Origin of the sequence: Arsenicitalea aurantiaca (genome assembly GCF_003994485.1) — a bacterium.
GTDB lineage: Bacteria > Pseudomonadota > Alphaproteobacteria > Rhizobiales > Devosiaceae > Arsenicitalea > Arsenicitalea aurantiaca.
Map to the genome: position 1 here is coordinate 427741 of NZ_RZNJ01000003.1, position 18294 is coordinate 446034.

The window sequence follows — 18294 nt, forward strand, 5'->3', positions numbered from 1 at the left end:
TTTTTATTGAGGGCCAGGTTCGGCCGGGGAGTTCAGGGGTGGACAGAATGCGTATCGTGATGGGTCTTGGCGCCGTGCTCGCCGTCGTCGGCATCGGGGTGGGCGCAGCCGTCTACACCGGCGTCCTGCCGCTGCCCGAACAGGCTGGCGGCGTCCAGCCGGCCCAAGCCCAGTCGGCCGGCACACCGCCCGTGCCCGCGGCACGGCCGGAAACGTCCCCTGCCCCCGCGGCGCAGGCCGGAACGCCCGCGGGCGCCATGGCCACGGCGGCTCCCAATCCGAACCAGCCGCGCGTTCTCAGCGAGGAGACCTTCGGGGATTGGGTCAAGGTGTGCCTCGGCGTCTCGGAGACAGAGCAGCGCTGCTCGATTTCCCAGCAGCTCGCCGATTCCCAGTCGCGTGCGGCCGTCTTCGTCTGGCGCATATCGCAGGATGGTGCGGGCGGCCTTGTCGGCATCTGGCAGACACCCGAGGGGGTGCTCCTGAGCCGCGGCATCACGCTCGATGCCGGCACGCCACAGCCCATCGCCATTCCCTATGAAACTTGCGGCAATGGCGCCTGCCAGGCGGTCGCCAATCTTGCCCCCGATTTCGTCGAAACGCTCCGCACCACAGCAAAGGCGGAGGCAACGATCGTTCTGGGCGACAGGCGCGCCATCACCCTGCCGCTTTCCACCACGGGATTGTCGGACGGGCTGGCATCGCTCGGCGTCATCCCGGCCAGTGCGCCAGCGCCCTGATCGGACCCTCTCGGCCTAACCACACCACGAACGGCGGCTACCCTCCCAGGGGTGTGCCAGGCCCTCGGCGACGAGCTGCATGCCGAGCGATTGCCCGTCGCGCACCAGAACGCGCAGCTGCCGGCCGTAAATATCGGTGTCCCGGCTGCCAGTGGGCCTGATCTCGAACGGCCCTTCGGCCAGCAGGTCGAGAAGCCGCAGGCTCGCCTGACGGGCAAGCACCGCCTCGGCCGCGCATTGGTAGCCGCGCGCTTCGGGCGTGTTGATGTCGGCGATCCGGATGCTGTTGCCGCCATGACGGATGGTGTCCCCGTCGATGACGCAATTGTCGTGTCTCGGGCCCGCGCAGAGCGTGAAGCGGGCCTCCGCCGCCTGCTCCAGCCGCGGCTGGACCTGCTGCAAAGCCATCGAAGGCAGGCCGAGCTCCACCGCGCTGTAAAGCAGCGAGGCGAGGGTGAAGATGATGACCGGCCCCTCCCAAGGCGCCGCGGCGAGCCGCGCCCAGGCCGATGCCGGATGATTGGCGCGCCTGACGTTTCTGCCTGCACCGAAGCGGGCTCGTCCATCGGCTCTGGCCATCCTTCGCCTCCCTCTTGTCCTGAGGGTGGCTGGCCGATGCTAACGAAGCGTGTGTATGGAGGCGCGTATTTATCGCGATATCGAGGACGGCGGATGGTGCGGTTCAGGCGCCCTGAACGGCGCTTGGCCGCGCCTTCTGCACGCCCTCGTCGCGCGGATGCCAGCCATAGACCCGGTCTCGCCCCGCGCTCTTGGCCACATAGAGGGCCTCGTCCGCGCGGGCGATGATTTCGGCCGCCTCGCGCCGCCGCTCGGCCGAGCCATAGGTCGCGACGCCAAGGCTCGCGGTCACGATGGCGCGCGGGCTCTCCGCATGCGGCAGGGCGCGGCGGGCCAGCGCGCCGCGAAAGACGTTGGCAAGGTGATAGGCACCGTCTTCATCGGTCGAGGGAAGAATCGCGCAGAATTCCTCGCCGCCATAGCGGGCGACGATATCGCCCGGGCGGCGGAAGGTCTGGGCAAAGCAGCGCGCGACCACTCGCAGGGCCTCGTCGCCTGCCAGATGCCCATAATGGTCGTTATAGGGCTTGAACCAGTCGATATCGAGCAGGATCACGCTCAGCGGCAGCCCCTCCCGGCCGGTGCGCTGCAGCTCGGCTTCGAGCGCCTGGTCCATCGCCCAGCGATTGGTGAGACCGGTGAGGCCATCGGTCGCCGCCTGCTGCTTGAGCTGTTCGGCCAACCCCAGCAGGTCGAACTCGGCCTGCTTGAGCTTGGTGATTTCGGAAACGACCACCATTGACCCGCCATCGTCGGTGGGGCGCGTGCTCACGCGCAGCCAGCGTCCGTCGAACAGGTGAACCTCTTCTTCATTCTCGCGAAAGAGCGCGCTTTCCACCTCGTCGATCCACGCAGGAATATCGTCGATCCCCAGTTGCTCTTGGCGTTCCATAGCGCCGCGAAGGATGTCCCGGATATGCGCGCCGGGCACGCGCAGGGGGCCCGAGCGCGGGAAGGCGCGGCGATATTGCTCATTGCAGTAAACGAGCCGGGCGTCGGCGCCGAAAATGGCCACCCCGTCGGTCATCTGCGCAAGCGCGAATTCGAGATGCGTCTGGCTGCGCTCGAGCTCGAGAGCGAGGATCTTGCGGTCGGTCACGTCGCGGTTGTGGGTGATGATCCCGACGATCTCGCCATTCTGGTCGCGCAGCGGGACCTTGAGGGTCGAGAGCCAGAGATGCTTGCCGCCCTCCTCATGCACCACCTGCTCGATCGCGAGGATCTCGCCGCCTTCGATCATGCGGGCCTCGTCCGCGGCAAAGGCTGCGGCCACCTCGGGGGGATAGAAGTCTGCATCGCTGCGTCCGATGAGTTTGGCAGGCGATGTCGCGCCCATCAGCCGGGCAGTGGCGGGATTTGCGGTCACGAACCGGCCCTCTGGGTCCTTGACGTTGAGGCTGTCCGGCAGGGCCTCGATGATGGTGCGATAGGCTGAGTTTTCCTGCATCAGCACGCGCCGGCGATCGTCCTGGCGCAGGGCGAGTGCCGAGAGCATGAGCGCGCAGGCGATCAGCATGGCCTGGGGCGCGGACACTTGGGTCAGCACCGCCATGCGCACCTCTGCGGGCAGCATCAGAGGCGTGCTGGCGCTGGCGATGCCCGTCACGATGGCCAGGGAGAAGAGCTGCCATCCGCGCGACTCGCGGCGCTTGAGGAGGAGCCAGTAGCCCGATCCGATCATAGCGGGGATCAGGAGGGCGACGACCCCGACCGGCGCCCCCGCGCCCCCGAGGGCCAGACGGTAAGGCGCAGCGAGCCCGACTGCGACGAGGGCCGCGATCGGTCCGCCGAAGGCACCGGCAAGCGCCATCAGCGTGGCGCGCAGGTCAAAGAAGATGCCAGGCGAGAGCTCCACCGGAAACGCCATGACAGCGATTGCTCCGAGCCCCATCGTCGCGCCGAAAGCTACGGGCTCCCCGCGATGCCGGTGCTGGGCCAGCCAATCCTTGGCGTGCGTCCAGCTCGTAACGAAAATGGCTATGATGGCCAGATTGGCCATCAGGCCATACCAAAGCATTTTCATTGGCCGTCGGTGTGCTCCCGGACCCGGCTGACCCTGTTTGGGCCCCCTATCAGCTTAGGGGCGGGCTGATAAGAAAAGCCTAAGGGGATCGGCGCAATCAGGTGTAGCGCCCGATGACGCGCGAGCCGGACGCAAGAAGGGCCGGACGTGTCGCGCCCGGCCCCCGCATTCACGTACTCGGCTCAGCCTACAGCGCTGCGCTGCGAGCCTCCTCGAGCCAGCCATCGACGGTGTCGCGGTTCTGGGCGATCCACTCGGCGGCCTGGCGCTCGATGTCGGCAGTGCTCCCAGCGCCATCATTCATCGCGGCGTTCTGCGAGAAGATCGCAGCCAGCGGGATGGAAGCGACTTCCAGAAGCCGTGCGGCTGCCGGATTGTCGGCGAGGAATTCCGAATTGGCGACCGGCACGATATCGTTGGCCGGGAAGCCAAGCGTGCAGGGGTCAGCAACACAGCCCTCGACGCCGGGCAGGATTGCGGCATCGGCAAGATCGGCCATGTCGGCGGGCAGGTTGACCTCAGGCACCTCGATCCACACTACGTCCTCGCCCGGGACGAGTTCGTTCACTGTCCAATTGGGGGTCCAGGTGTAAAAGAGGATCGACTCGCCAGCCTGATAGGCTGCGACGGCGTCGGCCATCGAAGCCGAGTAGGACGCCTTGATGGCGTTCACATGGTCGCGAAGGTCGTAGGCGTCCATGTGGTGCTCGATGTTGACCTCGCAGCCCCAGCCCGGCGGGCAGGCGACGAGATCGGCGAGACCATCGCCATTGCGGTCGAAGGCAGCCTTCACTTCATCGCGCTTGAAGTCTTCGAGCGAGGTGATGCCGAATTCCTCGGCGGACGCGCGATCGATGAGATAGCCCTCGAGTGCGCCACCCTCAGCCACTGCGCCGATGATTTCGGCCTGGCCCTCAAAGGTCGGCTGATAGGTGTTGTGCAGCGGGAACCAGCCATTGACCCAGAAATCCACGTCGCGCTGGGCGACGGCCTGGTAGAAGGGCGGATTGTCGAGCGTCGTGGGTCCGGCGACGGTGTAGCCGAGCTCTTCGAGCAGCTGCTTGTAGATCTGCGCATGGAACCAGCCGGTGTCCCAGGTCGCCTGCGCCATGTTCACCGTGACGCCTTCGCCGGGGGTCTCCTGGGCGAGGGCAGCGGAGATGGGGCTAGCGCTCAGAAGCGCTGCGGCGGCGAGGGTCGGCAGAGTTTTCTTGAGACTGAACATCGTTCGGGTCTCCTTTCTTTTCATTGGATTTCGCGGGTCGGCGACCCGCGCATCGTCTGGGGTGCGAGGCACCCCGGGCAGCGCCGGATCAGCCGGCACTGCGGGTTTCGCCAGCGGGCGCGGCCCGCAGACGGAAGAGGGACGCAAAGGTCTGGCGCAGCGATACGGTCTTGACCTGCTGCTGCTCGCCAAGCGCCTGCGTGATACGGTCGAGAATGATGGCGAGGAGGACGATGCCCACGCCACCGGCAGTTGCACCGCCGACATCGAGCCGGCCAAGGCCGGTATAGACGGTGAGCCCGAGCCCGCCCGCGCCGATCAGTGCAGCGATGACGACCATCGAAAGCGCCAGCATCAGCGTCTGGTTGAGACCGGCCATGATCGTACGGAGCGCCAGCGGAAACTGGACTTCCCACAGCATCTGCCAGGGGGTGGACCCGAAGGCCTCGGCCGCCTCGATGAGGTCACCGCGCACATTGCGTATGCCCAGATTGGTGAGCCGGATGATCGGCGGCAGCGCGAAGATGATGGTGGCGATGATCCCCGGCGCCATGCCGACACCGAACAGCATCACGATGGGCACGAGGTAAACGAAGGAGGGGATCGTCTGCATGATGTCGAGCACCGGCCGGGTGATCTTCCAAAGCCGGTCGCTGCGCGCTGCGAGAATGCCCACCGGCACGCCGATCACGACGCAGAAGAACACCGAGGTCAGGATCATCGAGAGGGTCGTCATTGTTTCGGGCCAGAGACCGATCATGTCGATGAAGCAAAGCGCGACGAGGGTGAAGATCGCCACCCCGCGCCCGGCGGTCTTGTAGGCAATCAGCGCCAGAACGGCAGTGAACGCGACCATGGGCACGAAGTTGAAAAAGGCGTCGAGCCAGTTCAACACGCTCGAGACCGGCACCTGAAGGGCGCGGAAGAACGGACGGAAATTGGGCACGATCCACTCGCGCACCAGTATGTTGACCCAGTCGCTGAACGGGATCATGAGAAAATCAGAGGGGCTCAAGGCAGTCTCCTAGGCGGTTTCCGGCGCGACGGTCCTGGCGGGGGCTACGGGGGCCGTGTCCGCTGGGGTCTCACCCTGGCTCGTCTCGTCTCCCGAGAGCTGGGCGAAGACGGCCTCGGGTTCGACGACGCCGACGAGCCGGTTGGTCTCGTCGGTCACCGCGATCGGCAGGCCGGCGCTGGCGGGGCCGTAGAGCGTGTTGAGGTGGGCATCGCCCTCGACGCTCGGAAAATCGGTGATGAGTGCGCTGGCGAGATCGCCATTGTTCTCGCGCACAGCGGTGGAAAGGTCCTGATAGGTGACCACGCCCGCAATCTCTTCGCCGTCGAGCACGTAGAGCGCGTTGCGGTTCAGATCTTCCATGCTCTGCATCGCGGTTTCCGCGGTGTCGGTGGCAAGCTGCACGGATTCCGGCGCATTCGCCACGGTCTCGGCGGTAAAGACGCGCCCGCGATCGATATCGGCGACAAAGGCGGCCACATAGTCGTCGGCGGGATTGGCGACGATCTCCTGAGCCGTGCCGACCTGCACGAAGCGACCATCCTTCATGATGGCGATGCGATCACCGAGCAGCAGGGCCTCGTTGAGGTCGTGGGTGATGAAGATGATCGTCTTGCGCAGGCTCTTCTGCAGGGCGAGCAGCTCATCCTGCATTTCCCTGCGGATCAGCGGATCGAGCGCGCCGAAGGGTTCGTCCATGAGCAGGATCTGCGGCTCGGTCGCAAGGCCGCGGGCCAGTCCGACACGCTGCTGCATGCCGCCAGAGAGGGCGCTCGGCAGGCTTTCGGCATAACCGTCGAGCCCGACACGTTCCAATGCCTCGAGCCCGCGTTTGCGCCGTTCGGCCGCCGACACGCCCTTGACCTTGAGGCCATAGGCGGCATTCTCGAGCACGCTCTTGTGGGGAAAGAGCGCGAAGTGCTGGAACACCATGGCAATCTTGTTGCGTCGGATGTTGCGCAGCGTCTCGGCCGAACAGGAGGCCACGTCATCCCCATCGATCAGGATGCTGCCGCTGCTCGGCTTGATGAGACCGTTGAGCATGCGCACCAGCGTCGACTTGCCGGACCCCGAAAGGCCCATGACGACGAAAATGCTGGCTTCCGGAACCTCGAAACTCACGTCCTGGACGCCGACGGTCTGGCCCGTCTGTTCGAGAATGGTCTTCTTGTCCTCTCCACGCTTCAGCCGCTCGACCGCATCCTGCGGGGCGTCGCCGAAGATCTTGAAGACGTTTTCGACTTTCAGCTTGGCTTTCATCAGCCCTCTTCTTGGCGAACAAGTCAAAATGCCCGACGGCACTTCGCTGTTCAATTTCTCAAATTCAAAATACAACAAAGCGCCGCGCCAGAGTCCATGTTAAGATCCGGCTGCAAAAGCGCTGTTCGAACGTTTGATGTGCTCAACATAGAGTGGCGCATGCCCCATTTCAACCATAAATCTGGTCTCGTCGATTGCGCCGGCCGTTTCGAATGCTGCGGAGATGGAATTTATGTCTGGTCTGCCAAGGGCTAACGACGGAGCATCGGGCCGTCCCCAGGGCGATGAAGGGACGCTCACCAGCCTGCTCGAAACCGTCTCGGAGGCCGGCGCCGATCCCGAGAAGATCAAGGTCAGCGAAATCGCCGAGGCCATAGGCGCGCTAGGGTTTGCGCCGCTTCTCATCGTGCCCTCGGCAATCGTCGTGACGCCGGCAAGTGCCATTCCCGGTCTGAGCACCGTCGCCGGTCTCACCATGGCTTTGATCGCGGGCCAGGCACTCTTCGGACGCACCGCCCCATGGCTCCCCGGCTGGATCCGTCGACGATCCATCGACCGTCAGAAGCTGCAAAGCGCCATCCGCGCGGTCGGCGCGCCGACCCGCTGGATCGACCGGATCACGCGACGGCGCTTGCCCATGCTCACAGGGGCGATCGCATCGCGCGTGCTCTTGAGCATCTGCACGCTGCTCGGGCTCATCATGCCGCTCTTCGAGTTCATTCCGACGAGCTCGTCGATCCTCTCGGGCGTGATCCTCCTGATCAGCCTGTCGATCCTGACGCGCGACGGCCTCATAGCGTTGGCCGGCCTCGCCCTTCTGGGCGGAGCCGGCATGCTCGGATTTATGCTGCTAAAGCTGTTCTGACGCTTAGCGGTCGAGCGCGGCCATCTCGGTGTCGGCGGGCGCCAGATAGGTGTCGAAGACCCAACCTTCCACCCCTGCCCCGTCGCTCACCCGTACCCAGCGTCCGTTGACTTCATGCACGGCAAGCCGGGTGTCGCGACGGACCGAGCCAAGGACGGCGCTGCCCGAAACCGGCGCTGCGCGCACATTGAGGCTACTTGCCGTCACACGGCGCATCTCGCGCGGCGCCAAATCTTCGGCGCTGGGTGCCAGAGCCTCGGGAGCGCCCGGCAGTCCGACGACACCTTCGATGGTCGAGGGCGCCTCGCCCGCCGGCCGACCCGATGCCGCAACCGACACGGCGAGTGCAGCAGCCGCGCGCGGATCGCTCGGTGACAAGGGTTCGATCTCCCGGAAGGCGGCGACCGTTTCGGTGGGCGTGGACGAGGCAGAAGCGACTGCCGAACCGGGCGCACCACCGATCGCGGTGACCAGCATCTGTCCGCCCATGGTGAACGCTGCACCGGTGAAGATGACCGTGGCGGCGATGGTGCCGGCATAGCGGGCGATGGATCGGGTTGCGGCGTTGGCCTGCATGTCTGCCTCCGTGTTGACACAGAAAGTCAGGCCGGCGCGATTGGTTCCGATGCATATCGGCGACTGGTCCTTTGAGCGGCCACAGGCTAAAACCGGCCGAACGGGAGGACGCCGGATGGCGTGGTGGAGCGCGATATCGAAACGGCGGGGGCTGCTGCTCGGAGCAGGGCTGATGCTCGCACTGGGCCTCGCGATCGCGACCCTGGGCGGCGCCTACGCCACCAATGTCTACCTTAACGAGGCGGCGAACCGGGCGCAGACCACGCTCCGCCTCGCCGTCGCCGCGCTGCGCGGCCATATGAGCCGCTATGAATCCCTGCCACCGCTGATCGCGGAAAACGAGGGGGTCAAGGCGCTGGTGCGCGATCCCGACAATGCGGCACTGCGCGAGGACATCAACCGCTACCTCAAATCGGTCAACACGCTGCTCGAATCCTCGGACATCTACGTGATGCTGCCCGACGGCATGACCATTGCCGCCAGCAATTTCGACATCTCGCCGACCTTCGTCGGGGAGAATTTCAGCTACCGTCCCTATTTCTACGAGGCGATGGCGGGCGAAAGAGCGCGCTTTTTCGCGCTCGGGACCACCTCGCTCAAGCGGGGCTATTATTTCTCGTCCCCGATCCGGATTGGGGACGCGATCGCCGGCGTTCTCGTCTTCAAGGTCGATCTCGATGCCATCGAGAACTCATGGGCGGGGGGCGACCACGAGATCATCGTCTCGGACCCCGAGGGCATCATCTTCATGACGGGCCGGCGCGACTGGCTGTTCACGGGCCTCCTGCCCCTTACGCCCGAACGGCGCGCACGCACCGGGGAAACGCGGCGCTATGCCAATGCCGTGCTGCGGGACCTGCCGGTGCTCCGCGAAGCGCGCGACAGCGGGCAGGAGCTGATGACGATCGGGCAGACCGGGGAAGCGCGCGAATATCTCGTGCTTGCCGATGACATGCCCGAGGCCGGCTGGACGGTGAAAGTGCTGCTCGAAACCGGCTCCGCCCGCGCCCAGGCCGGCACGACGGTCCTTGCAGCGCTGCTCCTGCTCGGGCTTGCCGGCATGGCCATCGTCAGCCTCGTGCAGCGCCGGGCCCGGCTTGCCGAACGCATGCAGCTGCAGCAGGAGGCCCGCGAAACGCTGGAGCGCCGCGTTGCCGAGCGCACCGCCGCGCTCGCCAGCGTCAACCATCAGCTCGAGCGCGAAGTGGCCGAGCGCACCGCAACCGAAATCGAGCTGCGCAAGACGCAGTCCGACCTCGTCCAGGCGGGCAAGCTCGCCGCGCTCGGCCAGATGTCGGCGGCCCTCAGCCATGAGTTCAACCAGCCCCTCTCTGCGGTCAAGACCTATGCCGACAATGCGCTTGTGCTGCTGGACCGCGGTCGCGCGGCGGATGCGGGCGAAAACGTCTCACGCATCTCGGCGCTTGCTGACCGGATGGCTTCGATCAGCCGGCACCTGCGCAATTTCGCGCGCAAGCCGAACGAGAAGCTCGGGCCGGTGGCCCTCGAGGGCGTCATCGAAGCGACGCTCGAGATCGTGGCGGGCCGCATCGGCAGTGCGGGCGCGCAGATCGAGCAGTCCGTCGAGCCGGGCCTTTTCGTGCGCGCGGGCTCTGTGCGGCTGCAACAGGTTCTCGTCAACATCATCGGCAACGCCGCCGATGCCGTGGAGGACGGGCCCGACCGGCGCATCGAACTCAGTGCCAGACGTGCCGGAGACACCGTCGAGATCGCCGTGCGCGATCACGGCCCGGGCATCGACAAGGCCGTGATCGGGCGCATCTTCGATCCCTTCTTCACCACCAAGGGCGTCGGCAAGGGGCTGGGCCTCGGGCTCTCGATTTCCTACAACATCATCAAGGATTTCGACGGCGCCCTTGCCGCCCGCAACCACCCCGACGGCGGGGCCGAGTTTATCGTCACCCTCGCCAGCGCGAGCAGCAGCCTCGTCGAGGCGGCCGAATGAATCCGGGGCTTGCGCTGCTCGTCGATGACGAGGAGGATCTGCGCCGTGCCTCGGCGCAGGCCCTCGACCTTGCCGGGCTCAAGGTTCGCGACCTCGGCAGCGCCGAACGGGCGCTGGAGCTCGTTGGCTATGGTTTCAATGGCATCGTGATCACCGACATCCGCATGCCGGGTATGGACGGCATGACGCTGATGGGCCGGATCCACGAGCTTGACGCCGACATTCCGGTGATCCTCGTGACCGGCCATGGCGATGTGCAGCTGGCCGTGCGCGCCATGCGCGAAGGCGCGTATGACTTCATCGAAAAGCCCTTTGCGCCCAACCATCTCGCCGAAACCGCCGCCCGTGCGCTCGACTGGCGGCGCCTGCTGCTCGAAAACCGGATCCTGCGCGCTGCGGCCGGCCAGCGCGACGACATCGAACAGCGGCTGATCGGGCGCACCAATGCCATGGTCGACCTGCGTTACCGGGTCCGCGCTGCAGGGCCCACGGATGCCGACGTGCTGATCGTTGGGGAGACCGGGGTCGGCAAGGAGGTCACGGCCCGTGCGCTGCACGATCTGGGGCCGAGGGCCAGCAAGCCGTTCGTCGCCATCAACTGCGCAGCGCTGCCGGCCACGCTGATGGAGAGCGAGCTTTTCGGCCATGAGGTCGGCGCTTTTCCCGGCGCGGTCAGGGCGCGGTTCGGCCGCTTCGAGCACGCGCGCGGCGGCACCATCCTGCTCGACGAGATCTCGGCCATGCCGCTCGACCTTCAGGCCAAGCTCCTGCGCGTCATCCAGGATCGTGCCGTGACACGGCTGGGCGCAGACGAGGCGCAGCCGCTCGACGTACGCTTCATTGCAACCAGCAAGGCCGACCTCGAAGCCGAAGTTCGCGCGGGCCGCTTCCGTGCCGACCTGCTCTACCGGCTCAACGTCATCACACTGCACGTGCCGCCGCTCTCGGCGCGGCGCGAGGACGTTCCGCTTCTCTTCCTGCATCTCGTCAACGAAGCCGCCGCGCGCTATCGGCGCGACCTCATCGAGGTCCCTCCCGCAATCATCGCCGCCATCGCCGAGCGGGACTGGCCGGGCAATGTCCGGGAGTTGCGCAACGCGGCCGATCGCTTCGCGCTGGGGCTCGGCCTGCAGTTCGAGGATGGCCGCCCGACGCCCGCCGAAGCCCCCACCCGGCTCGTCGACCGGGTTGCCGAGTTCGAACGGCAGGTGATTGCCAGCGCGCTGATGGCGCATGGTGGAAGCCTGAAGCCCGTCTACGAATCCCTCGGCATCTCGCGCAAGACTCTCTACGAGAAGATGCAGCGCTACGCGCTCGACAAGCGCATTCCCGGTCCGATGCTCGATCAGGATTGAGCCGATGGGTGGATTTCCACCCATCTGAGGCGGCTCATGTCACGCAATTCACCCATCGGTTCGCCCCGAACCGGATTGAGGGGTTGGGGGAGGCGCTCTGCGCTTGCGCCTCGGATATCGCCGATCCTTGATGGTTCTACCTTAGGCCCGCGGGAGGAACCCGGGCCGGGCGAACCATAAACAAAAGGACGGGAGGAGAGCGCGATGCGCATCTCGACTTTGGCCGCCAGCGCGGCGGCAGCCCTCATCATCGCAAGCCCCGCTGTGGCACAGGACGACCGGGCCGGCTGGCCCAACAGCCTGACCATCGGCACGGCCAGCCAGGGCGGCACCTATTTCATCTACGGCACGGGCCTTGCGGGCCTCATCTCCGAAGAACTCGGCGTCAACGCCTCGGGTGAAGTGACCGGCGGCCCCGTCCAGAACGCGACGCTCGTCGAGACGGGCGACCATGAGATCGGCCTCGTCACCATGGGCCCCGCTTATGATGCGTGGATGGGCAATTCCGAACTCGCACCGGGGCTCGAGCACAAGAGCATGCGCGCCCTCTTCCCCATGTACCAGACGCCCTTCCAGGTGGTTGCGCTCGCATCCTCGGGCATCAGCGACGTCGCAGATCTCGACGGCAAGCGCGTCTCGGTCGGCCCGGCCGGCGGCACCGCGGCGACCTATTGGCCGATCTATTTCGACGTGGTCGGGGTTTCTCCCGACGTCAGCTTCTCGGGCGCCAATGACGCGGTGGGCCAGGTCAAAGACGGGCTGATCGACGCCTTCGCCTTCGCAGCCGGCGTGCCGATCGCGGCCTTCGCGCAGATCGCGGCGGAAAACGACGTCAACATCTTCGCGTTCACTCCCGAACAGGTCTCGGCCATCCTCGCCGAACGCCCCGAACTCGCGGGCTTCGACATCCCGGGCGGGCTCTATGAAGGATATCCCGACGCGCAGCCGACCGTCGCGCTCTGGAACTTCGCGGTGGCTCATCAGGACATGCCCGAAAGCCTCGCCTACGAGATCACCAAGCTCGTCATGGAAAACAACGAGCGCATGATGCAGATCCACTCGACCGCAGCCGAGACCGTGGCCGAGAACACCGACAAGAACACCTTCCTACCCTACCATCCGGGCGCGGTGCGCTATTTCGAGGAAATCGGCGTCTCGATCCCCGACGAACTGAAGGGCTGATCTTTCCAGCCTTCAAGATGAACGCAGGCGACGGCCCCAGGGCCGCCGCCTGCACTGTCAGATCACCGCACCCGCGTGCGGCTCCATGGGAGGAGAGACCATGACCACCGCCAATCCGGCGCCCGCAGAGCATGCGTCGCCGATCATCGCGCAGAATGTCGACGAGGAACCGCTGGCAACCAACCAGCGCACGCTGGGCGGGCGGCTCAACTGGGCCGTCGTGGCGCTCTGCATCCTCTATACCGCCTTCCATGTGGGGGTGATGAACCTCTACCCGCTCGAGACCTGGACCTACCGCATGCTGCATGTGGCGGGCGGGCTGCTGCTGGGCTTCCTCATCTACTCGGCTGCAAACGTCACTCTAGACGACACCGGGGCGACCGAGCGTGCGCGGCAGCATCCGGTCAATCTTCTGCTCATGGCGGTCGCCGCGGCCGGCATCGGCTATGGGTTCGCCATGGTCGCCTTTGCCTGGGCCGGACTCTGGTTTGCAGGCGTGCGCGCCCCGGACGCATTCGTCTTCCAGAGCTTCGGCATTCCCCTATTAGTCGGCACAATCGCTGCGATGGCCTCGGGCTGGTTCTTCCCGGTCAAATCCGCGAGCCGCATCCACTGGACCGACTATTTGCTCGGCCTCTCCGCCATCGCCATGATGGGCTATATCCTCTTCAATGTCGGCCCGATCCGCCTGCGCGCGGGCACTGCGCTGGCCCAGCCAGCCGACTTTTACGCCGCGCTCGTCGGGGTCCTGCTGATCCTCGAGGTGACGCGCCGCGTCGCCGGCCTCGCCTTGGTGGTCATCGCCGGCATCTTCATTCTCTATTCCTTCGCCGGCCCTTATCTGCCGGGCTTTCTTGCTCATCGCGGCTATACCCCGGAGCGGTTCTTCACCTACATCTTCACCGATCAGGGCGTCCTCGGGGATCCGGTCGCGGTGTCCTCGACCTACATCATCCTCTTCATCACCTTTGCAGCTTTCCTGCAGGCCTCGAAGGTCGGCGACTATTTCGTCAATTTCGCCTTTGCCGCCGCCGGGCGTGCGCGGGGCGGTCCGGCCAAGGTTGCGGTCTTCGCCTCGGGCCTCATGGGCATGATCAACGGCACGTCGGCGGGCAATGTGGTGGCGACCGGCTCGCTCACCATCCCGCTCATGAAGCGCGTCGGCTACCCGGCCAAGAGCGCCGGGGCGATCGAGGCGGCGGCCTCATCCGGCGGGCAGATCATGCCGCCCATCATGGGGGCGGGCGCCTTCATCATGGCCGAAGTCACCGGCATCCCCTATACCGACATCGTCGTCGCCGCGATCATCCCGGCGGTCCTCTACTTCGCTTCGGTCTACTTCATGGTCGACCTGCAGGCGACCAAGCTGGGCATGAAGGGCCTGCCCAAGAACGAGCTGCCGATCTTCAAGGAGCTCCTCAAGCAGGTCTACCTCTTCATCCCTATCATCATCCTGATCTACACGCTCTTTGCCGGCTATTCGGTCATCCGGGCGGGCACGCTCGCCATGGCCGCGGCGGCAGTGGTCAGCTGGCTGACCCCGCACCGCATGGGTCCGCGTGCCATCCTCAAGGCGCTCGAGCTTGCCGCCAAGATGTCGATCCAGCTCGTGGCGGTCTGCGCCTGCGCGGGCATCATCGTGGGGGTGATCGCCCTTACCGGGGTCGGGGCGCGTTTTTCCACCCTGCTGCTCGCCATCGCCGACCAGAACCAGCTCATCGCCCTTTTCTTTGCGATGTGCATTTCCATCGTCCTGGGCATGGGCATGCCGACCACGGCCGCCTATGCGGTCTCGGCGGCGGTCGTGGCGCCGGGGCTGATCTCGCTCGGCATCCCGCCGCTCACCGCCCATTTCTTCGTCTTCTACTATGCGGTGATGTCGGCCATTACGCCCCCAGTCGCGCTTGCGGCCTATGCCGGAGCGGCCCTTTCGGGGGCGGATCCGATGAAGACTTCGGTCGAGAGCTTCAAGTTCGGCCTCGCCGCCTTCGTCGTGCCGTTCATGTTCTTTTATTCCGACGCCATGCTGATGCAGGGCGAATGGCACGAGATCCTGCACGTCTTCATCACGGCATCGATCGGGATCTACTTCCTCGCCGCTGCGGTGCAGGGCTGGTATTTCGGCCTCCTCAACCCCGCGCTCAGGATCGTGCTCGCGATCGGCGCGCTCGGCATGATCCAGGGTGGGCTGTTGACCGACGCGATCGGCCTCGCCATCGGCGTGGGGCTCTTCATCTGGCAAAAGCGCTTCGTCGACCCCCAGGCGATTGCCCGGGGCGCCGACTGACCAGACCGGAAGGGCCGCCCCAGGGCGGCCCTTTTCATATGAGGCTGAAGGGCCGGAAGTGCTTGGAGAGCTTCAGGGTCTGCGCCTGATAGTTCGAGCCCAGCCCCGCGCCGTAGAGCCGGTCGGGCGCTTCGGCGAGACGTTCGTAGACCAGCCGTCCGATGATCTGGCCATGCCCGAGCAGGAACGGCACTTCGCGGCTCCGCACCTCGAGCACCGCATGGCTCCCCGTGCCGCCCGCGGCCGAATGCCCGAAGCCCGGATCGAAGAAGCCCGCGTAGTGGACGCGGAATTCGCCCACCAGCGGATCGAAAGGCACCATTTCAGCGGCATGGCTCGGGGGCACGTGCACGGCCTCCCGGCTGACGAGGATATAGAACTCGTCAGGATCGAGGATCAGCTCGTCCTTCCCGCGATTGATGAGCGGGTCCCAGAAGTCGAGGACGTCGAGCGCGTCCTTCTTGTCGACATCGATCACCGCGGAATGGCGCTTGGAGCGGAAGCCGACGAGCCCGCCGCGATCTGCGCCCTTGAGGTCGATCGAGAGCGAGACACCCTCCCCCACCTGCTGGTCGGCGTCATAGACCAGCGTCTCCGCCTTGTGCAGCGCCAGATGCTCGGCGAGCGTCAGGCGGCTGTCGCCCATCCGGAAGCGCATCTGCGAGAGGCGCGAGCCTTCGCGCACGAGGACCGGGAAGGTGCGGGGGCTGACCTCGAGGTAGAGAGGGCCCTGATAGCCTGCAGGCATGGTATCGAAACCCTGCGCCCGATCCCCGATCACCCGGGTGAAGACGTCGAGGCGGCCCGTCGAACTCTTGGGGTTGGCACCCGCAGCGACGCCGGGGGGCAATGACAGGCTTTCCTGCAGCGGCACGAGATAGACGCAGCCCCGCTCGAGCACGGCGCCTGCGGTCAGGTCGATCTCGTGGAGCTTGAGGCTGTCGATGCGCTCGGCAACGGTGCGGTCGGGCCCGGGCAGGAAACTGGAGCGGACACGGAACGCCCGATCCCCAAGGCGCAGGTCGAGGCTCGCCGGCTGCACCTGATCGGCGTCAAATGGACGCCGGGCACCGATATGGCCCTCGGCGTGCAGCCGCTCGATCAGCCGGGCCGGATAGACCCCGCGCGGCCAAGTGCTCTGGCTTGTCATAATCATCCCCCGGGGCCCAATCGCGCCTTCGATAGCAACAGAGGCCGCTCTCAGCAATCCCGGCGAGGATCAGCGCTGATTGACGCAGCACCCGCATCCCCGTAAAACCGGCCCCGGTGGTGATTTGGCCGGTCTTGCAGCCACCTAAAACAACTCGCTAACAGACCGTTCTACCGGCCGCAGGAATGCGTGCCGGTTTTTTCGTTTCGAGGGTTCGATGTCCAGAAAGAACAATCCGCTGAGCGACCCGACGCGCCGCTCGCCCGAAACCCAGCTTGTGCACGGGGGCACCGAGCGCTCGCCTTTCGGCGAAACCTCCGAAGCGATGTTCATGAACTCGGGCTACATCTACCCGAGCTCGGCCGCCGCCGAGGCGCGCTTCAAGGGCGACGACCCCGGCTATATCTATTCGCGCTTCTCCAACCCGACCGTCGAGATGTTCCAGACGCGCATGGCGCTGCTCGAAGGCGCCGAGGCCGCGCGCGGCCTTGCAACCGGCATGGCGGCGGTCACCACCGCGCTGATGAGCCAGCTGCGGGCCGGCGACCATGTCGTCTCGGCGCGCGCCCTCTTTGGGTCCTGCCGCTACGTTGTCGAAGATTATCTGCCCCGCTGGGGGATCGAGTCGACGCTCGTCGACGGACGCGATCCGGCCAATTTTGCTGCCGCGATGCGCCCCAACACCCGCGCGGTATTCCTCGAAAGCCCGACAAACCCCACGCTCGAACTGGTCGACATCGCCGCCGTTGCCGAGATCGCGCACGCCCATGGGGCCGTGCTGATCGTCGATAACGTCTTTGCGACGCCGATCTGGCAGTCCCCGCTCGCGCTCGGGGCCGACCTCGTCGTCTATTCGGCGACAAAGCACATAGACGGTCAGGGCCGCGCCATGGGCGGGGTGATCCTCGGTTCGGCTGAACTGATCGGTGGGGACATCCACACCTTCATCCGCCAGACGGGCCCCTCGATGAGCCCGTTCAACGCCTGGGTGATGCTGAAGGGTCTCGAAACGCTCAATCTGCGCGTGCGGCAGATGACCGAGAGCGCCGCGCGGGTCGCCGATTTCCTCGGCCAGCACGAAAAGATCGCGCGCGTCCTCTACCCGCACCATCCCGACCATCCGCAATACGAGCTTGGCAAGCGCCAGATGCGGGCGGGCTCGAGCCTCGTTGCCTTCGAAGTCAAGGGCGGGCAGACCGAGGCTTTCCGCCTTGCCGATGCGCTCGCGGTGATCCTCATTTCCAACAATCTGGGCGATGCCAAGTCGATCATCACGCACCCCACGACAACGACGCATCAGCGGCTTGCCGAAGAGGTGCGCCTTGAATCCGGCATCACTCCGGGCCTGTTGCGGCTTTCGGTGGGGCTCGAAAGCGCCGACGACCTGATTGCCGACCTCGACTACGGGCTCTCCCAGATCTAGGGACGGGATCCGAAGATCTTCCAGGCGAGCATGACGCGGCTGGCTGTCGTTACGAGACAGCCGGCCGCGAACACCAGCGCCAGGAGCCAGAACCAGTCCGGCCAGATCACGAAGGCGATGAAAAAAGCGATGGTCTCGGTGCCCTCGAGAAGGCCGCCGGTGAAATAGAGCGTCTTCAGCCCCCGCGCGTCGGTGCTCATGCGGCGCCGCTCGGCGAGCACCGCGTAGCCGAGAAAACTCGTCCCATTGACGTAGAAGGCCGCGAGCAGAAGCGCTGCGGCAAGCCCGTTCTGGGCCGGATCGTGGATCGCGAAGGCGAGCGGCACCGCGCCATAGAAGGCGAAGTCGCAGGCAATGTCGAGAAACCCGCCGAAATCGGTCACGCCGTTCCGGCGTGCGACGGCCCCGTCGAGCCCATCGAGAAGCCGCGACACGATAACGAGAACAAGGGCGAGCACGAACCAGCCCAGGCCGATTGCGATCGCCGCGCCGAGACCGATGACGAGCCCGGCCAGGGTCACCTGGTTGGCTCCGATGCCGGCATCGGCCAGAGCCCGACCCGCCCGGTCGAGGGGCGGGTCGATCAACCTGCGCATATGTGTGTCGAGCACGTCTTCCCCCGGATCACGCGGCCCGAAGGTGCCACCC

The 18294-nt window shown here is 65.8% G+C and carries 15 protein-coding genes and 1 riboswitch; of the genes, 7 read left to right on the plus strand and 8 right to left on the minus strand.

The genetic code is table 11. The annotated features are described in order from the left end of the window. Positions 1-47 precede the first annotated feature (47 nt). Entirely contained in the window at positions 48-740 is a 693-nt protein-coding gene (locus tag EMQ25_RS10690; protein ID WP_244606567.1) for an invasion associated locus B family protein, read from the plus strand. A 15-nt stretch (positions 741-755) separates the two neighbouring features. Here the strand turns inward: EMQ25_RS10690 and EMQ25_RS10695 are convergent, their stop codons facing one another. From EMQ25_RS10695 to EMQ25_RS10715, 5 genes are all read right to left on the minus strand, one after another. Further along, positions 756-1319 (minus strand): thermonuclease family protein, encoded by a 564-nt coding sequence (locus EMQ25_RS10695; protein WP_244606555.1) that lies wholly within the window; start codon positions 1317-1319, stop codon positions 756-758. 103 nt (positions 1320-1422) lie between these two features. After that, the gene (locus EMQ25_RS10700) at positions 1423-3342 is read right to left on the minus strand and encodes a diguanylate cyclase (protein WP_127188559.1); all 1920 of its coding nucleotides are present in this window, start codon (positions 3340-3342) and stop codon (positions 1423-1425) included. Between the two features lie 187 nt (positions 3343-3529). Further along, the gene (gene proX, locus EMQ25_RS10705; RefSeq protein ID WP_127188560.1) at positions 3530-4567 is read right to left on the minus strand and encodes a glycine betaine/L-proline ABC transporter substrate-binding protein ProX; all 1038 of its coding nucleotides are present in this window, start codon (positions 4565-4567) and stop codon (positions 3530-3532) included. An 88-nt stretch (positions 4568-4655) separates the two neighbouring features. Next, entirely contained in the window at positions 4656-5582 is a 927-nt protein-coding gene (locus EMQ25_RS10710; protein WP_244606556.1) for an ABC transporter permease, read from the minus strand. A 9-nt stretch (positions 5583-5591) separates the two neighbouring features. Beyond that, positions 5592-6842, minus strand: coding sequence for a quaternary amine ABC transporter ATP-binding protein (locus tag EMQ25_RS10715; RefSeq protein ID WP_192895656.1), 1251 nt, complete (start codon positions 6840-6842; stop codon positions 5592-5594). 232 nt (positions 6843-7074) lie between these two features. Here EMQ25_RS10715 and EMQ25_RS10720 point away from each other — a divergent pair, with 232 nt between their 5' ends. Beyond that, positions 7075-7707 carry an exopolysaccharide biosynthesis protein gene (locus EMQ25_RS10720; RefSeq protein WP_158626048.1) on the plus strand — a complete coding sequence of 211 codons (633 nt, stop codon included), beginning with the start codon at positions 7075-7077 and terminating at the stop codon, positions 7705-7707. A 3-nt stretch (positions 7708-7710) separates the two neighbouring features. Here the strand turns inward: EMQ25_RS10720 and EMQ25_RS10725 are convergent, their stop codons facing one another. Then, positions 7711-8283: an SH3 domain-containing protein gene (locus EMQ25_RS10725; RefSeq protein ID WP_127188562.1), complete on the minus strand. Its 573-nt coding sequence runs from the start codon at positions 8281-8283 to the stop codon at positions 7711-7713. Positions 8284-8455: 172 nt separating this feature from the next. Here EMQ25_RS10725 and EMQ25_RS10730 point away from each other — a divergent pair, with 172 nt between their 5' ends. The 4 genes from EMQ25_RS10730 to EMQ25_RS10745 all read left to right on the plus strand — a co-directional run bounded on the left by EMQ25_RS10730 (position 8456) and on the right by EMQ25_RS10745 (position 15073). After that, the gene (locus tag EMQ25_RS10730; RefSeq protein WP_244606557.1) at positions 8456-10249 is read left to right on the plus strand and encodes a sensor histidine kinase; all 1794 of its coding nucleotides are present in this window, start codon (positions 8456-8458) and stop codon (positions 10247-10249) included. Then, entirely contained in the window at positions 10246-11604 is a 1359-nt protein-coding gene (locus EMQ25_RS10735; protein ID WP_127188564.1) for a sigma-54-dependent transcriptional regulator, read from the plus strand. The genes EMQ25_RS10730 and EMQ25_RS10735 overlap by 4 nt, the downstream gene beginning before the upstream one ends. A gap of 204 nt (positions 11605-11808) precedes the next feature. Next, a complete protein-coding gene (locus EMQ25_RS10740) occupies positions 11809-12786 on the plus strand; it encodes a TAXI family TRAP transporter solute-binding subunit (protein ID WP_127188565.1) in 978 nt (325 codons plus the stop codon). Between the two features lie 100 nt (positions 12787-12886). Beyond that, positions 12887-15073 carry a TRAP transporter permease gene (locus tag EMQ25_RS10745; protein ID WP_127188566.1) on the plus strand — a complete coding sequence of 729 codons (2187 nt, stop codon included), beginning with the start codon at positions 12887-12889 and terminating at the stop codon, positions 15071-15073. A gap of 34 nt (positions 15074-15107) precedes the next feature. Here EMQ25_RS10745 and EMQ25_RS10750 read toward each other — a convergent pair whose 3' ends face one another. Continuing rightward, the gene (locus EMQ25_RS10750) at positions 15108-16223 is read right to left on the minus strand and encodes a 2'-deoxycytidine 5'-triphosphate deaminase (protein ID WP_127188567.1); all 1116 of its coding nucleotides are present in this window, start codon (positions 16221-16223) and stop codon (positions 15108-15110) included. A 106-nt stretch (positions 16224-16329) separates the two neighbouring features. Next, positions 16330-16404, plus strand: a riboswitch (SAM riboswitch). Positions 16405-16440: 36 nt separating this feature from the next. Here EMQ25_RS10750 and metZ point away from each other — a divergent pair. Beyond that, entirely contained in the window at positions 16441-17646 is a 1206-nt protein-coding gene (metZ, locus tag EMQ25_RS10755) for an O-succinylhomoserine sulfhydrylase (RefSeq protein ID WP_127188568.1), read from the plus strand. On the opposite strand, the gene EMQ25_RS10760 is transcribed toward metZ, so the two are convergent. Further along, positions 17643-18257, minus strand: coding sequence for a CDP-alcohol phosphatidyltransferase family protein (locus tag EMQ25_RS10760; protein ID WP_127188569.1), 615 nt, complete (start codon positions 18255-18257; stop codon positions 17643-17645). The two genes, metZ and EMQ25_RS10760, sit on opposite strands and share 4 nt — an antisense overlap. Between the last annotated feature and the right edge of the window lie 37 nt (positions 18258-18294).

What these genes read in the sequence shown, in the direction of transcription:
- EMQ25_RS10690 (WP_244606567.1), top strand. Translation starts at nt 48, where the DNA reads ATGCGTATCGTGATGGGTCTTGGCGCCGTGCTCGCCGTCGTCGGCATC.
- EMQ25_RS10695 (WP_244606555.1), bottom strand. Translation starts at nt 1,319, where the DNA reads ATGGCCAGAGCCGATGGACGAGCCCGCTTCGGTGCAGGCAGAAACGTC.
- EMQ25_RS10700 (WP_127188559.1), bottom strand. Translation starts at nt 3,342, where the DNA reads ATGAAAATGCTTTGGTATGGCCTGATGGCCAATCTGGCCATCATAGCC.
- proX (WP_127188560.1), bottom strand. Translation starts at nt 4,567, where the DNA reads ATGTTCAGTCTCAAGAAAACTCTGCCGACCCTCGCCGCCGCAGCGCTT.
- EMQ25_RS10715 (WP_192895656.1), bottom strand. Translation starts at nt 6,842, where the DNA reads ATGAAAGCCAAGCTGAAAGTCGAAAACGTCTTCAAGATCTTCGGCGAC.
- EMQ25_RS10720 (WP_158626048.1), top strand. Translation starts at nt 7,075, where the DNA reads ATGTCTGGTCTGCCAAGGGCTAACGACGGAGCATCGGGCCGTCCCCAG.
- EMQ25_RS10725 (WP_127188562.1), bottom strand. Translation starts at nt 8,283, where the DNA reads ATGCAGGCCAACGCCGCAACCCGATCCATCGCCCGCTATGCCGGCACC.
- EMQ25_RS10730 (WP_244606557.1), top strand. Translation starts at nt 8,456, where the DNA reads ATGCTCGCACTGGGCCTCGCGATCGCGACCCTGGGCGGCGCCTACGCC.
- EMQ25_RS10735 (WP_127188564.1), top strand. Translation starts at nt 10,246, where the DNA reads ATGAATCCGGGGCTTGCGCTGCTCGTCGATGACGAGGAGGATCTGCGC.
- EMQ25_RS10740 (WP_127188565.1), top strand. Translation starts at nt 11,809, where the DNA reads ATGCGCATCTCGACTTTGGCCGCCAGCGCGGCGGCAGCCCTCATCATC.
- EMQ25_RS10745 (WP_127188566.1), top strand. Translation starts at nt 12,887, where the DNA reads ATGACCACCGCCAATCCGGCGCCCGCAGAGCATGCGTCGCCGATCATC.
- EMQ25_RS10750 (WP_127188567.1), bottom strand. Translation starts at nt 16,223, where the DNA reads ATGACAAGCCAGAGCACTTGGCCGCGCGGGGTCTATCCGGCCCGGCTG.
- metZ (WP_127188568.1), top strand. Translation starts at nt 16,441, where the DNA reads ATGTCCAGAAAGAACAATCCGCTGAGCGACCCGACGCGCCGCTCGCCC.